17 protein-coding genes, 3 tRNA genes and 1 riboswitch are annotated in these 14,076 nt (G+C 69.3%); of the genes, 13 read left to right on the forward strand and 7 right to left on the reverse strand.

Translation table 11 applies throughout. The features are described from left to right. On the forward strand, positions 1-452 hold a 452-nt coding region (locus AWC30_RS05580; RefSeq protein WP_165756444.1), incomplete at its 5' end, for an integrase core domain-containing protein. Positions 453-500: 48 nt separating this feature from the next. Here AWC30_RS05580 and AWC30_RS05585 read toward each other — a convergent pair. After that, a tRNA-Arg gene (locus AWC30_RS05585) sits at positions 501-573 on the reverse strand. A 27-nt stretch (positions 574-600) separates the two neighbouring features. Continuing rightward, positions 601-687 (reverse strand) — tRNA-Ser (locus tag AWC30_RS05590). Between the two features lie 88 nt (positions 688-775). On the opposite strand from AWC30_RS05590, the gene AWC30_RS05595 reads away from it, so the two are divergent. From AWC30_RS05595 to lipE, 6 genes are read left to right on the forward strand one after another with little or no spacing between them, the layout of a single operon-like run. After that, on the forward strand, positions 776-1,822 hold the full coding sequence (locus AWC30_RS05595; protein WP_085109216.1) for a pyridoxal phosphate-dependent aminotransferase: 1,047 nt from the start codon (positions 776-778) through the stop codon (positions 1,820-1,822). An 8-nt stretch (positions 1,823-1,830) separates the two neighbouring features. Next, on the forward strand, positions 1,831-2,247 hold the full coding sequence (locus AWC30_RS05600; RefSeq protein ID WP_085109217.1) for an SRPBCC family protein: 417 nt from the start codon (positions 1,831-1,833) through the stop codon (positions 2,245-2,247). Then, positions 2,244-2,708: a DUF4334 domain-containing protein gene (locus tag AWC30_RS05605; protein WP_085109218.1), complete on the forward strand. Its 465-nt coding sequence runs from the start codon at positions 2,244-2,246 to the stop codon at positions 2,706-2,708. The genes AWC30_RS05600 and AWC30_RS05605 overlap by 4 nt, the downstream gene beginning before the upstream one ends. A gap of 4 nt (positions 2,709-2,712) precedes the next feature. After that, positions 2,713-3,537, forward strand: a complete 825-nt coding sequence (locus AWC30_RS05610) for a crotonase/enoyl-CoA hydratase family protein (RefSeq protein ID WP_085109219.1) — start codon at positions 2,713-2,715, stop codon at positions 3,535-3,537. Next, a complete protein-coding gene (locus AWC30_RS05615; RefSeq protein ID WP_085109220.1) occupies positions 3,534-3,869 on the forward strand; it encodes a DMT family transporter in 336 nt (111 codons plus the stop codon). Before AWC30_RS05610 ends, AWC30_RS05615 begins: the two co-directional genes overlap by 4 nt. A gap of 10 nt (positions 3,870-3,879) precedes the next feature. Then, a complete protein-coding gene (lipE, locus tag AWC30_RS05620; protein WP_085109300.1) occupies positions 3,880-5,133 on the forward strand; it encodes a lipase LipE in 1,254 nt (417 codons plus the stop codon). Here the strand turns inward: lipE and AWC30_RS05625 are convergent. Both AWC30_RS05625 and AWC30_RS05630 read right to left on the reverse strand, forming a co-directional pair. Further along, entirely contained in the window at positions 5,122-6,096 is a 975-nt protein-coding gene (locus AWC30_RS05625) for a hypothetical protein (protein ID WP_234807956.1), read from the reverse strand. The two genes, lipE and AWC30_RS05625, sit on opposite strands and share 12 nt — an antisense overlap. 182 nt (positions 6,097-6,278) lie before the next feature. Next, positions 6,279-6,611 (reverse strand): antibiotic biosynthesis monooxygenase family protein, encoded by a 333-nt coding sequence (locus tag AWC30_RS05630; protein WP_085109301.1) that lies wholly within the window; start codon positions 6,609-6,611, stop codon positions 6,279-6,281. A gap of 62 nt (positions 6,612-6,673) precedes the next feature. Here AWC30_RS05630 and AWC30_RS05635 point away from each other — a divergent pair, with 62 nt between their 5' ends. Next, complete coding sequence (locus AWC30_RS05635) at positions 6,674-7,105, forward strand: MarR family winged helix-turn-helix transcriptional regulator (RefSeq protein ID WP_085109221.1); 432 nt, start codon at positions 6,674-6,676, stop codon at positions 7,103-7,105. Positions 7,106-7,355: 250 nt separating this feature from the next. Here the strand turns inward: AWC30_RS05635 and AWC30_RS05640 are convergent. Further along, positions 7,356-7,442, reverse strand: a tRNA-Ser gene (locus AWC30_RS05640). Positions 7,443-7,485: 43 nt separating this feature from the next. On the opposite strand from AWC30_RS05640, the gene AWC30_RS05645 reads away from it, so the two are divergent. After that, positions 7,486-8,460, forward strand: coding sequence for an NAD(P)H-quinone oxidoreductase (locus AWC30_RS05645; protein ID WP_085109222.1), 975 nt, complete (start codon positions 7,486-7,488; stop codon positions 8,458-8,460). 435 nt (positions 8,461-8,895) lie between these two features. Here the strand turns inward: AWC30_RS05645 and AWC30_RS05650 are convergent, their stop codons facing one another. Continuing rightward, on the reverse strand, positions 8,896-10,092 hold the full coding sequence (locus AWC30_RS05650) for a cysteine desulfurase-like protein (protein WP_085109223.1): 1,197 nt from the start codon (positions 10,090-10,092) through the stop codon (positions 8,896-8,898). Between the two features lie 226 nt (positions 10,093-10,318). Between AWC30_RS05650 and AWC30_RS05655 the strand changes: the two genes are divergently transcribed. From AWC30_RS05655 to wzm, 4 genes are read left to right on the forward strand one after another with little or no spacing between them, the layout of a single operon-like run. After that, positions 10,319-10,822 carry a bacterial proteasome activator family protein gene (locus tag AWC30_RS05655; protein WP_085109224.1) on the forward strand — a complete coding sequence of 168 codons (504 nt, stop codon included), beginning with the start codon at positions 10,319-10,321 and terminating at the stop codon, positions 10,820-10,822. A gap of 11 nt (positions 10,823-10,833) precedes the next feature. Continuing rightward, the gene (gene wzt / locus AWC30_RS05660) at positions 10,834-11,640 is read left to right on the forward strand and encodes a galactan export ABC transporter ATP-binding subunit Wzt/RfbE (protein WP_085109302.1); all 807 of its coding nucleotides are present in this window, start codon (positions 10,834-10,836) and stop codon (positions 11,638-11,640) included. Then, positions 11,637-12,551, forward strand: coding sequence for a galactofuranosyltransferase GlfT1 (glfT1, locus tag AWC30_RS05665; protein WP_085109225.1), 915 nt, complete (start codon positions 11,637-11,639; stop codon positions 12,549-12,551). The genes wzt and glfT1 overlap by 4 nt, the downstream gene beginning before the upstream one ends. Beyond that, positions 12,548-13,378, forward strand: coding sequence for a galactan export ABC transporter permease subunit Wzm/RfbD (gene wzm, locus AWC30_RS05670; protein WP_085109226.1), 831 nt, complete (start codon positions 12,548-12,550; stop codon positions 13,376-13,378). The genes glfT1 and wzm overlap by 4 nt, the downstream gene beginning before the upstream one ends. Before the next feature lie 61 nt (positions 13,379-13,439). On the opposite strand, the gene AWC30_RS17740 is transcribed toward wzm, so the two are convergent. Further along, entirely contained in the window at positions 13,440-13,616 is a 177-nt protein-coding gene (locus AWC30_RS17740; protein ID WP_165756442.1) for a hypothetical protein, read from the reverse strand. A gap of 198 nt (positions 13,617-13,814) precedes the next feature. Next, positions 13,815-13,997, reverse strand: a riboswitch (M-box (ykoK) riboswitch). Positions 13,998-14,076 lie beyond the last annotated feature (79 nt).

Raw genomic sequence — 14,076 nt, forward strand, 5'->3', positions numbered from 1 at the left:
AACGCTTCCACCAAACCCTCAAACGCTGGCTCGCCGCCCGCCCCCACCCGCACACACTCGCCGAACTCCAATGCCTACTCGACGACTTCCGCACGATCTACAACACCCAACGCGGCCACCGCGCCCACCCCGGCCACCTCACCCCGCATCAGGCCTACACCGCCCGACCCAAAGCCACCCCCACCAACCAGCCCCACGCCGCCATCCGGCTACGCACCGACACCGTCGACCAATTCGGCAAACTCACCTTGCGCCACGCCAGCCGCCTCCACCACCTCGGCATCGGCCGCGCCCACGCCGGCACCGGCGTACTGATCCTCATCAGCGCCACCACCGTCACCGTCATCAGCAAAACCGGCCACCACATCCTGGCCAGCCACCACATCGACCCCGACCACAACTACTGGCCCAACAAACAGAAAAACCCCGACACAAGCCGGGGTGATCTGTAACCAATGACGCGACTCAGCTGTCACCGATGACGCGACTCATCACAAGAGCACGCCCGGAGGGATTCGAACCCCCAACCTTCTGATCCGTAGTCAGATGCTCTATCCGTTGAGCTACGGGCGCCTGTATGCAGTTGTGTCGTCACTTCGGCGGAGGCGAGAGGATTTGAACCTCCGGTCCCCGTGAAGGGACAACTCATTAGCAGTGAGTCCCATTCGGCCGCTCTGGCACGCCTCCTTGAACTCCATGAGGGTACCGGACCCGCGTTGAGGCTCCGCAACCGCCGAGGGCACAGCGTACACGCAGTGCCGCCTATGCTGTCGTCGTGACCGCTCGCCTGCGCCCCGAGATGGCCGAGCTGCCCACCTACGTCGAAGGCAAAACAGTGCCCGGAGCGGTCAAGTTGGCCAGCAACGAAACGGTGGACGGGCCGCTGCCCGGTGTGCTCGCCGCCATCGCCGCCGCCGCCGAACGACTCAACCGCTACCCCGACAACGGCTACGCCGCACTGCGTAGCCGACTCGGCGAGCACGTCGGCTTCCCCGCGGAGCAGATCAGCGTCGGAGCGGGCTCGGTGAGCCTGTGTCAGCAGTTGGTTCAGATCACCGCCGGCCCAGGCGATGAGGTGCTGTTCGGCTGGCGCAGCTTCGAGGTCTATCCGCTACAGGTCCGGGTGGCCGGGGCGACGCCGGTACCGGTGCCGCTGAAAGACCACACCTTCGACCTGGACGCCATGCTCGCGGCGGTCACCGATCGCACCCGCCTGATCTTCGTGTGCAACCCCAACAACCCGACCTCCACCGTCGTCGACCCGGCCGCGCTGGCCCGGTTCGTCGCCGCGGTGCCCCCGCACATCCTCATCGCGATCGATGAGGCCTACGTCGAATACATCCGCGACGGTCTGACCCCCGACAGCCTCGCGCTGGTGCGCGCCCACCCCAACGTGGCGGTGCTGCGCACCTTCTCCAAGGCCTACGGGCTGGCCGGGCTGCGGATCGGCTACGCCGTCGCCGCACCGGAGGTGGTCACCGCGCTGGGCAAGGTCTACGTGCCGTTCACCGCCGGCAGCCTCGCCCAGGCCGGCGCGATCGCCTCCCTGGACGCCGCCGCCGAGCTGCTCGCCCGCACCGACGCCGTGGTCGCCGAACGCGGCCGGGTGTCGCACGCGCTGCGCGAGGCCGGCTTCACGCCGCCGGACTCGCAGGCCAACTTCGTGTGGCTGCCGCTGGCGGAACGCACCGCAGACTTCGTCGCCGCCGCCGCGGACGCCCACATCGTGGTCCGGCCGTACGGAACCGACGGGGTTCGGGTGACAATCGGAGCACCCGAAGAAAACGAGATGCTGTTGGCCTTCGCCCGCAGCTGGATCTGAGGAGAGCGATGCGAGCAACCGCGACCACCACGGTGCCGGCGACCCCGGCAACCGTCTGGACGGTGTTGTCCGACCACGAGGGCATGGCGCGCTGGGCACCCGGGCTGAGGGTCGACCTGATCCGAGAAGGCACCCCGGACCGAAACGGGGTCGGTGCACAGCGCCGGATCCAGCCCGCACCGCTGCTGCCCGCTTTCGTCGAGGAGGTGACCGCGTTCGATCCCGAGAAGCGGCTGGCCTACCGAGCCGTCTCGGGGATCCCGTTCCGCAACTACAGCGGCGAGGTGGAACTGGCACCGGTCGGAAACGGCACCGAGATCCGCTACACGGTCAGCGCCGACAACCAGCTGCCCGCGGTGGCGACCGTGATGGCCAACGGCCTGCTGTTCGCGCTCAAGCGCCAGGTGAAGAAGGCCCAGCGATGAGCGCGAACGCGCGGGACCGGTTCACCGAACTCACCGGGCGCGACAACCCGATTCCCGACGCCGAACTCGACGATTTCTGGGCGTCGCTGTCGCCCGCCACGCTCGAGGACATGCTCGGCGAGTGGTCCGGCGGCGAGTTCGTCACCGGCCACAAGATGAACGGCCAACTCGAGAAGGCCCGCTGGTTCGGCAAGCATTTCAAGTCCGTCACTGACGTGGCGCCGCTGGTCTGCCTCGACGAGAACGGGGAGAAGTTCTCCAACGTCGAGATGGGCAAGGGCGAGGCGAGCCTGTGGCTCGAGGAGTTCCGCGGCGAGGTGGTGGCCACCATGGTCTACGACGGTCAGCCGATCCACGACCACTTCAAACGCATCGACGACAAGGCCGTGATGGGCATCATGAACGGCAAGCGCGTGCTCGACGGCGGCCGGTACTTCTACTTCTATTTGGAGCGGGTGTGATCGGATGAGCGCAACCTACGAGTCGGTCACCGTGGAGACCTCCGGCCACGTCGCACAGGTGACCCTGATCGGTCCGGGCAAGGGCAACGCGATGGGCCCGGCCTTCTGGGCCGAACTACCCGAGGTGTTCGCCACCCTCGACGCCGACCCGGAGGTGCGGGCGATTGTGCTCGCCGGGTCGGGCAAGAACTTCAGCTACGGGCTGGACCTGCCGGCGATGGGCGGGTCGCTGTCCGGGGTGCTGGGCGAGGGCGCTTCGGCCAAGCCCCGCGCGGAATTCCACCGCATGCTGACGGACATGCAGGGCGCGGTCAGCGCGGTCGCCGACGCCCGCACCCCCACCGTCGCGGCCATTCAGGGCTGGTGCATCGGCGGCGGGGTCGACCTGATCTCCGCGGTCGACATCCGCTACGCCGCCGCCGACGCGAAGTTCTCGGTGCGCGAGGTCAAACTGGCGATGGTCGCCGACGTCGGTAGCCTCGCCCGGCTCCCGCTGATCCTCACCGAGGGTCACCTGCGCGAACTCGCCCTGACCGGCAAGGACATCGACGCCACCCGCGCCGAGAAGATCGGGTTGGTCAACGACGTCTTCGACGACGCCGAGGCGTGCCTGGCCGCCGCCCACGCCACGGCTGCCGAAATCGCCGCCAACCCGCCGCTGACGGTGCGCGGGGTCAAAGACGTCCTCGACCAGCAGCGCATCGATCGGGTCTCGGCCAGCCTGCGCTACGTCGCGGCGTGGAACTCTGCGTTCCTGCCGTCGAAGGACCTGATGGAGGGCATCAGCGCCGCCATGGGCAAACGGACCCCCGAGTTCACCGGCGAATGACCTCCTGGCTGCTGCTGGCCGCCGCGATCGTCTTCGAGGTGTGCGCGACACTGTCGCTGCGGGCCTCGGAGGGTTTCACCAGGTGGGTGTGGGCCGCGCCGGTGGTGGTCGGCTACGCGGTGTCGTTCACACTGCTGGCGTTGGTGCTCAAGCGCGGGATGCCGGTCGGGGTGGCCTACGGCGTCTGGTCGGGCGTGGGGGTGGCCGCCACCGCGGTGGCGGCCCGCTACCTGTTCGACGATCCGTTCACCTGGGTGATGGCCGCCGGGGTCGCGCTGATCGGAGCCGGGGTGTTCCTGCTGGAGTTCGGTGCGAGTTCGGCCGGCGCGTAACGTGACCGCCATGACCGACCCGACTTTGCAGGGCAGGATCCGTGTCCCGTCGGATTTGGACGCGGTCACCGCGATCGGCGAGGAAGACCACTCCGGGATCGACCCCGCGGCCGTCGAGCGCATCTGGGGCGCCGCCCGGCACTGGTACGCCGCCGGTATGCACCCGGCGATCCAGGTCTGCCTGCGCCACAACGGCGCGGTGGTGCTCAATCGGGCGATCGGGCACGGCTGGGGCAACGCCCCGACCGACTCGCCCGACGCCGAGAAGGTCCCGGTGGGTACCGACACCCCGTTCTGCGCCTATTCGGCGGCTAAGGCGATCACGGTCACCGTGCTGCATATGCTCATCGAGCGCGGCGTGCTCGGCCTCGACGACCGGGTCTGCGACTACCTGCCGGGCTACACCAGCCACGGCAAGGACCGCACCACGATCCGCCACGTGCTCACCCACAGCGCCGGGGTGCCGATCCCGACTGGGCCGCGACCCGACCTGAACCGCGCCGACGACAGCGAGTACGCCCGCGAACAGTTGAGTCAGCTCAGACCGCTGTACCCGCCGGGGTTGATCCACATCTACCACGCTTTGACCTGGGGGCCGCTGACCCGCGAGATCGTCTCGGCGGCAACGGGAAAGAACATCCGCGATGTCCTCGCCGAGGAGATCCTCGATCCACTCGGGTTCCGGTGGACCAACTACGGCGTCGCACCCGAGGACGTTCCGTTGGTGGCGCCCAGCCATGCCACCGGCAGGCAGTTGCCCGCTCCGGTGGCGGCGATCTTCCGCAAGGCCATCGGCGGCTCGGTGCACGAGATCATCCCGGTCACCAACACCCCGTTCTTCCTCACCACGGTGGTCCCGTCGTCGAACACCGTGTCCACCGCCGACGAACTGTCCCGCTTCGCCGAGATCTGGCGGCGCGGCGGGGAACTCGACGGGGTGCGGGTGCTGCGCCCGGAGACGTTGCGGGCGGCCACGACTCAGTGCCGGCGGCTGCGCCCGGACATCGCGACGGGGCTGGTGCCGCTGCGATGGGGCACCGGCTACATGCTGGGCTCGGAGCGGTTCGGGCCGTTCGGCCGGCACGCGCCGGCCGCGTTCGGCCACACCGGACTGGTCAACGTCGCAGTGTGGGCCGACCCGGAGCGGGACCTGGCCGCCGGCATCATCAGCAGCGGCAAGCCGGGCCGCGACCCGGAGGCCAAGCGCTACGCCGCGCTGCTGGACGCCATCGCAGCGGAAATTCCTCGTCGGTCACGTCGCTGAGGGGTCCTGGGTGCGGCCGGGTTCAGTGGGGTCGGTCCCGGCGCGGCCGTTCTCGGTGCGGTCGGCCTCGGTGGGGTCGGTCCCGGCGTTGCCGTTCTCGGTGCGCAAGAACTCGCGCATCTGCTCAAATCCGTTGTGCCGGTGGGCTTCGATCGCCCAGATCGCGGCGAGCAGTGGCCAGGCCGCGAACGCCGCCCACCAGTGCGCGCCAGCCGGCAACAGTTCGTCGATGACCTGGCGCTGCGGAACACCGTCGACAGTGCCCGGTAGCCAGTCGGCCAGCAAGCGTCCCAGCAGGCGGGTGCTCTGAAACGGACCCGTCGTGGTGGCGACCACCCATGCCGCGCAGGTGATCCCGAGCGACCACGGCCAGGCCAGCAGCAGCGACTTGTAGTCCACCAGTTCGGCTGCGCAGCGGGCGGCCTCAGCCAGATACGACAACGCCAGCGCGGCCAGCAGCACCCCGACCTGAGCGGCCAACAGATCGTCGATCAGCGAGTACCCGGCGTCGCTGTCGCGGCGCGACGGCAGTCCGATCGCCAGCGCCACCACCCCGGCGACCAGGGTGAGCGTCACCAGCAACGTGGTGACGTCGCTGATCCGACGGAAGGCGTCCACCACGGTCCGGATGACGAGCCGCGAAGCGGCGTGCGGGGGCGTGCGGTACACCACCACCAGCACCAGCCCGGAGAACACGATCGCGATCAGCCAGGCCACCACCGCGGTGCAGATCAACGTCAGCGCGATCGAGCCGAGCACCGGAACCAGGACGTCGTCGGTGGCGTCGCTGCTGCGGATCACCAGCAGGGGCACAACACCGACCGCCAACACGCCGAGCAGGCGGATCAGCAGCGGCAGGGTGAACCTGGTCAGATCGGCGGGGTCGAGATCCCATTGCCCGCGTCGCACGTCGTCGACCTCGGTTCGGATCACCGACCGCGCGCGGGACAGCCAGATGTGCATACCGGAGTCTAGGAAACTTTCCCCAGCTCAGCCGCGGTGACGCTGGCAGGCGTGGGCCGACGCGGAGCGGGGTGTGCCGCGCCGGTGAGCGTGGGGCCCGCTTCGGGCCGAAACTCACGGCATCCGCTGCTCTGCGGCGCCAGGGCGTTTGCTCGAACGGGAACCTCCGGCATATCAGCACCTCAGGGCGTCGGCGCGTGGTGCACCGACTCTACGGTGTAGAGGTGCGGGTCGAAGCCGACGGCCAGCGCCGCGGCCTTGGCCATGTGTTCGGCGGCGACGGGGTCGGCCAGCATGGCCTCGAAAGCCCGCGCGTTCTCCCACTGCGCGTAGTTGACGACGCGGGTTCGGTCGGTGCTGAGGTGGATGTTGGCCGAGACGAAGCCCGGCAGATGTTGCATGACCTCCTCGGTGGCGGCGGTCAACAGCTCGGCCAGGTCCCCCGCCGCGTCAGGCGCGACGGTGAATACGTTGATCAGGGTGGCATGGGGGCTGGGGTCTTCGATGGTGGTCATCACGGTTCTCCCGTTTATTGCCAGGTTCCTTACGGGACCGATAGTAATGTAAGGTTCCTGTCATGCCAAGGGTGGAGACCGAACACGCGGTGGGGTACCTGGTCAAGCGGGTCCAGTTGGTGTTGCGACGTCGCTGCGACGACGCCCTCCGGCCGACCGGCGTGTCCATGGCCCAGCACGCCGTCCTGCGCGCCCTGTCCGACCACCCCGACGCTTCGGCGGCGCAGTTGGCCCGCCTGTGCTTCGTCACCCGCCAATCGTTGCGCGACGTGCTGAACTCACTGCGATCGATGGGTCTGGTCGAACCGACGGAGGCACCGTCGCGCGGCCGAGCACAATCACTGCGTTTGACACCGACAGGCCGAGAGCGACTGCGGGACAGCACGTCAGCCGTTGCCGAAGTCGAAACAGCGATGACACAGGGTCTGCCGGCCACCGCTGTCGCCGAGCTCCGTGCACTCCTGACCTCGTGCGCCGAGAACCTCGAAAGCTAATCAGCGGTCGGATGACACCGGCGGTGGAGGCGTGTGCGGCCTACGGCGCCATCCACCGCCACGGCCTACACACTCCCCGCCTGCACGGGTCGTATCACCGCTTTGCCAGCCCGTTCTCCAACTGTGGCCATCGCGAACACGGTGGACCGGTACGCCGACGGCCGAGACCACGGCAACGCGGACGTGGCGGCGAAGCAGAGTCGTTGAGTCATCAGTTCCCGGACCAACGAACATATGCCCTGCTCAACAGCGGTGGCGGAGGGATTTGAACCCCCGGACGGTGTTACCCGCCTCTCGCTTTCAAGGCGAGTGCATTAGGCCGCTCTGCCACGCCACCGCCGACCAGCGTAACGGGGCCGTCGACCAGTAGCGTTGGGGCCATGCGTGCCATCGTCGTCGAATCCCCTGACCAACTGGCATGGCGTACGGCGAGCGACCCGCGTCCGGGCCCCGGCGAGGTGTTGCTGCGAGTGCGTGCCGCCGGAGTCAACCGCGCCGACCTGCTCCAGGCGGCCGGTCACTATCCGCCGCCGCCCGGGGCCAGCGAGATCCTCGGCCTCGAGGTGGCCGGGGATATCGCCGAACTGGGTGAAGGTGTCGACGGCTGGCGGATCGGGCAGCCGGTGTGCGCACTTCTGACCGGCGGCGGCTACGCCGAGTACGTGTCGGTCCCGGCTGAGCAGGTGCTGCCGGTGCCCGACGGCGTCGACGTCGTGGACGCCGCGGGCCTGCCGGAAGTGGCCTGCACCGTGTGGTCCAACTTGGTGATGACCGCAGGTCTCGACCGCGGCCAGGTGCTGCTGGTGCACGGCGGCGCGAGCGGGGTGGGCAGCCACGCCGTCCAGGTGGCGCACGCGCTCGGTGCTCGGGTTGCGGTCACGGCCGGCTCAGCGGAGAAGCTCGAGTTCTGCCGTGGCCTCGGCGCCGACATCACCGTCAACTACCGCGAGGAGGACTTCGTCGCCGTGCTGCGCGAGGCCACCGGCGGTGCGGACGTCATCCTGGACATCATCGGTGCGGCCTATCTGGACCGGAACCTCGATGCATTGGCCTCCGACGGCCGGCTGGTGGTGATCGGGATGCAGGGCGGGGTGAAGGGCGAACTCAACCTCGGCAAGCTGATCGGCAAGCGCGCCGGCATCATCGGCACCGCGCTGCGCGGCCGGCCGGTGACCGGACCGTCCGGCAAGGCCGGAATCGTCGAAGCGGTGCGCACGTCGGTGTGGCCGATGCTCGCCGACGGCCGGGTGCGCCCGATCATCGGCGCCCGGCTCCCCATCGAGCAGGCCGCAGAAGCCCACCGGTTGCTTTCCGACGGGGAGGTCACCGGCAAGGTCGTGTTGACCGTCGACTAGACCTGGCCTGCCGCTCGTCGAGCGTGCAGCAAATCTCGGCGAAGCCGCCGATCGGGCAGCGACTCGTGTCGCCACCGGGCCGCGAGATAGAAACCATGCAGGGCGCTTCTCGCACTTTTTCTGCATATTTTCACTCTCGCGGAGGTGGTGGCGGGCCACGGCATTCTCGCGGGCATGCGACGGGTATTACTCGCAGCGAGGCCGTCCCCAACGGTGACGGCCAACGGTGACGTACGCCGCCATGAACTGCAGCGGTGGTACCGCAGCATCTATCCCGACGTCTTTCTCGCCAGGAGCGAGCAGGCGTCGCTGCCGGAGACAAACCCGACCGATCGGCATGGACACGCCGCACACCCGGCGGATTGCAGGGCGCCGGCGGATTGCGCGGGCGCAAGCGGCGCGCAGCCGGCCAGCGGGGAGCGCGCCAGCCCCTGCTCAGCCCAGCGAGGCCAGCGCCCGCACCAGCTGATCGACCTCGGCGGTGGTGGAGTAGTGCCCCAACCCGACGGTCACCGCGCCGCCGATGTCGTTGACCCCGATCGCCTCCATCACCCGCGAGGCCGGGTCGCGGACCGCCAGCACGCCGTTGTCGGCCAGCCGCTGCACCACCCGCTCGGCAGGGATGTCGCGCACCGCGAAGCTGACCACCGGGATGCGCTGATCGGGCCGGCCGATCGTCATCACCAACGGCAACGATCGCAGCGAGGCGAGCAGGTAGTCGAAGAGCCGCTCCAGGTAGGCGCGGGCCGCGTGCATCGACACCGTCAGGCGCTCGCGGCGGGAACCGCGGGCCGACTCGTCGAGGGCAGCCAGGTACTCGATGCTGGTCACCACACCGGCGAGCAGCCCGTACTGGGGAACGCCGAGTTCGAGGCGCGCCGGGCCGGCCGCGTAGGGGTCCGGGGAGACCGCACCGAACGTGCTGATCAGCGCCGGGTCGCGGAAGACCAGCGCCCCGATCGGCGGCCCACCCCAGGCGACCGCGTTGAGCGCGACCACGTCGGCGTCGATGTCGTCGATGTCGATCAGCCGGTAGGGGGCGGCCGCGGAATGGTCGACGACCACCAGCGCACCGACGCTGTGCGCCAGCTTGGTGGCCGCGCGCAGGTCGGTGACCGTGCCCAGAGCCCCCGACGCCGACGTGATCGCCACCAGCCGCGTCGACTTGTTGATCAGGTTGTCCCACTGCCAGCCGGGCAGCTCCCCGGTCTCGATGTCGACCTCGGCCCACTGCACCTTGGCGCCGTAGCGGTGCGCGGAGCGCAGCCACGGCGCGATGTTGGCCTCGTCGTCGAGGCGGGTGACCACGACCTCATAGCCCAGCCCGGCCCGCGACGACGCCGCCTCGGCCAGCGAGGACAGCAGCACCGCCCGGTCGGCTCCCAACACCACCCCGCGCGGGTCGGCGTTGACCAGGTCGGCGACCGCGTGGCGGGCGGCGTCGAGCACCGCGGCGCTGCGCCGCGACGCCGGGTGCGGCCCGGTCGCGTCGGGTTTGGAGCCGCGGAACGCGGTGGAGACCGTCGTGGCAACCGAGTCCGGAATCGGCATCCCGGTGGGCGCATCGAAGTACACCCAGCCGTCGCCGAACGAGGGGTGCAGACCGCGCACCCGGGCGACGTCGTATGCCATGCCAGCCACCTTAAGCAACCGTCCGAATCCACAACACCCATAGACGGCAGCGACGACACATCACGCCCGCCCCGATCGCGAGCTGCCTGGCCGGTAATACTACGGCAGCACGTCCGACAATCCGAGGGCCAGCGCCCCGGCCCCGGCCGGCGCAACCGAGCCGGTCAACGGACTAGTCTCGGAGCACACGACACCGACGCCGTCGAGGACAGGAGGGCCAGACCCGGTGAGTAGCGGCGACGACGACATCGAGATCATCGGGGGCGCCGACCAGCAGGACGCGGACGGCCCCGACGACCGGTCGCTGACCGAGCTGGTGGAACAGCCCGCCAAGGTGATGCGGATCGGCACGATGATCAAACAGCTGCTCGACGAGGTGCGCGCCGCCCCGTTGGACGAGGCCAGCCGCTCCCGGCTGCGCGAGATCCACGCCACCAGCATCCGCGAGCTCGAGGAGGGCCTCGCCCCCGAGCTGCGCGAGGAGCTCGAGCGGCTCACCCTGCCGTTCGAGGAGGACTCGGTGCCCTCGGAGTCGGAGCTGCGTATCGCCCAGGCCCAGCTCGTCGGCTGGCTGGAGGGCCTGTTCCACGGCATCCAGACCGCCCTGTTCGCCCAGCAGATGGCCGCCCGCGCCCAACTGGAGAAGATGCGCCAGGGCGCGCTGCCGCCCGGCCTGCAGTCCGGCCAGAGCGGGCCGCCCGGACATCCCGGCACCGGGCAGTACCTGTAAGGACCGTGACGGTGACCCAGCCCCGGATCGAGACCCGCGACGCGTGGGTGGAGTTCCCCATCTTCGACGCCAAGTCCCGGTCGCTGAAGAAGGCCTTCCTCGGCAAGGCCGGCGGCGCGATCGGGCGCAACGCGTCCAACGTGGTGGTCGTCGAGGCGCTGCGCGACATCACCATGTCCCTGGAGATGGGCGACCGGGTGGGGCTGGTCGGCCACAACGGCGCGGGCAAATCCACGCTGCTGCGCCTGCTGTCGGGGATCTACGAACCGACCCGCGGCAGTGCCACAGTGACCGGCCGGGTGGCGCCGGTGTTCGACCTCGGCGTGGGGATGGACCCGGAGATCTCCGGTTACGAGAACATCATCATCCGCGGGCTGTTCCTCGGCCAGACCCGCAAGCAGATGGCCGCCAAGGTCGACGAGATCGCCGAGTTCACCGAGCTCGGCGACTACCTGTCGATGCCGTTGCGCACCTACTCCACCGGTATGCGGGTGCGGCTGGCCATGGGCGTGGTCACCAGCATCGACCCGGAGATCCTGCTGCTCGACGAGGGCATCGGCGCGGTCGACGCCGAGTTCCTGAAGAAAGCGCAGTCGCGGCTGCAGGCGCTGGTCGCCCGCTCCGGGATCCTGGTGTTCGCCAGCCACTCCAACGAGTTCCTGGCCCGGTTGTGCAAAACCGCGATGTGGATCGACCACGGCACCATCAAGATGACCGGGGGCATCGAGGACGTGGTGCGCGCCTACGAAGGCGAGGACGCCGCCCGCACCGTCCGCGAGGTGCTCGAGGAGACCGAATCCGTCGGTGACACCCCGTGACCGAATCGGTGTACGCCGTCGTGGTCACCCACCGTCGCCGTGACACGCTGGCCCGGTCACTGGCGGCGCTGACCGCCCAGACCCGCACTCCCGACCACCTGATCGTGGTCGACAACGACGACGACCCGCAGGTCGCCGCCCTGGTCGCCGACCAACCCGTCCCGACCACCTATCTGGGCTCACGGCGCAACCTCGGCGGCGGCGGCGGGTTCGCGCTGGGCATGCTGCACGCGCTGGCCGCAGGCGCCGACTGGGTGTGGCTGGCCGACGACGACGGCCGGCCCGCCGACACCGGGGTGCTGGCCACCCTGCTGGCCTGCGCCCACGCCCACCGACTGGCCGCGGTCTCGCCGATGGTGTGCAACATCGACGACCCGGCCCGGCTGGCGTTCCCGCTTCGCCGCGGGCTGGTGTGGCGCCGCTTCACCCACGAACTGCGGGACGGCGACACCGACCTGCTACCCGGGATCGCCTCGCTGTTCAACGGCGCGCTGTTCGCCGCGGCGACCATCGACGCGGTCGGCGTGCCCGACCTGCGGCTGTTCGTCCGCGGCGACGAGGTGGAGGTGCACCGCCGGCTGGTGCGCTCCGGGCTGCCGTTCGGCACCTGCCTGACCGCGAGCTACCTGCACCCGTGCGGCACCGACGAGTTCAAACCGATCCTGGGCGGTCGGATGCACGCCCAGTACCCCGACGATCCCGGCAAACGGTTCTTCACCTACCGCAACCGCGGTTACCTGCTCGCCCAGCCCGGGCTGCGCCGGCTGATCGTGCAGGAATGGCTGCGGTTCGGCTGGTTCTTCGTGGTCTCCCGCCGCGATCCGGCCGGGCTGCGGGAGTGGTGGCGGCTACGCCGGCTGGGCCGCCGCGAACGGTTCCGCCGGCCCGAGGTACCCAGGGAGCAGCGATGACCGTCACCGATGCCGCCAGCGGGTCGAAAACGCTGGCCCGCGCCCGCCAGGACCTGGTCGAGGGGTTCCACCGCCACGAGCTGTGGCTGCACCTGGGCTGGCAGGACATCAAGCAACGCTACCGGCGCAGCGTGCTCGGCCCGTTCTGGATCACCATCGCCACCGGCACCACCGCGGTCGCGATGGGCGGGCTGTACTCGAAGCTGTTCAAGCTGGACCTGGCCGAACACCTGCCGTACGTGACGCTCGGGCTGATCGTGTGGAACCTGCTCAACGCGGCCATCCTCGAGGGCGCCGACGTGTTCGTCGCCAACGAGGGACTGATCAAACAGCTGCCCACCCCGCTGTCGGTGCACGTCTACCGGCTGGTGTGGCGGCAACTGATCCTGTTCGGCCACAACATCATCATCTACGTGGTGATCGCGATCATCTTCCCCAAACCGTGGACGTGGACCGACCTCGCGGTGATCCCGGCGATGGCGCTGATCGTGCTCAACTGCGTCTGGGTGGCGCTGTGCTTCGGCATCCTGGCCACCCGCTACCGCGACATCGGCCCGCTGCTGGCCAGTATCGTGCAGCTGCTGTTCTTCATGACCCCGATCATCTGGAACGACAAAACGCTGCAGCAGCAGGATGCACAGGGGTGGGCGAAGATCGTCGAACTCAACCCACTGCTGCACTACCTGGACATCGTGCGGGCACCGCTGCTCGGGGCCGACCAGGAGCTGCGGCACTGGGTGGTCGTGCTGGTGCTCACCGTGGTCGGTTGGACGGTGGCGGCGCTGGCGATGCGGCAGTACCGGGCGCGGGTGGCCTACTGGGTGTAGACGCAGCGCAGCCGGGGCCCGCCCCGGCGAGGGGCGCGGCCCCGGCTGCGAGACCCCGCGATCACCAGCAGCGGGCCGCCGCGCCGCGGGCGTGGCCGCCGAGCGACGCGGTGATCACCGCAGGCGCGGTCGAGCGCGCGTAGATGTTGGCGCGCTGCTGTGGGGTCATGTTGCGCCGCGCCCACAGGCGGCGGGCGGCACGGAAAGCGGGGACACGGGTGCTACGAACGAAAGCCATGATCTTCTCCTGACCGAGAATTCAGGCCTACCCAGCGGCGTCGGGGTTCACACAATCACGCCGAGGCCGGGGGCGGGCAGTACGGAAGCCGAATACGGAAGCGGACCCTCACACGAACTCATCTCTCGCCCTCACCTCCTTCTGGCCAAGACACACGCGGGCGTCGAACACTGCTACGGCGACACCGAAGGGGGAGACGACGCACCCCACTCGTCAGAGTTTCGACACTGCCGGGCGTATCCACCCGATCCCGACGGAATCGTGGAAGCCACTTGGGCTCAACCCTTAACCCGGGAGGAGCTGTCCTGACCCGGGGCGTCTTTCGACGTTCGGGGTCAGTGGCCTGTGTCCCTGCAGAAGCCTCACCTAACGAGGTGCCTACGAACCACATAATCGCACGTCAGAGGCCTAATGTCAATTGCATGCGGCCGCTACGATCCGGTCACGATGCGGTGAAGAA

It is taken from the genome of Mycolicibacillus trivialis (assembly GCF_002102395.1).
GTDB classification, from domain to species: Bacteria; Actinomycetota; Actinomycetes; order Mycobacteriales; family Mycobacteriaceae; genus Mycobacterium; species Mycobacterium triviale.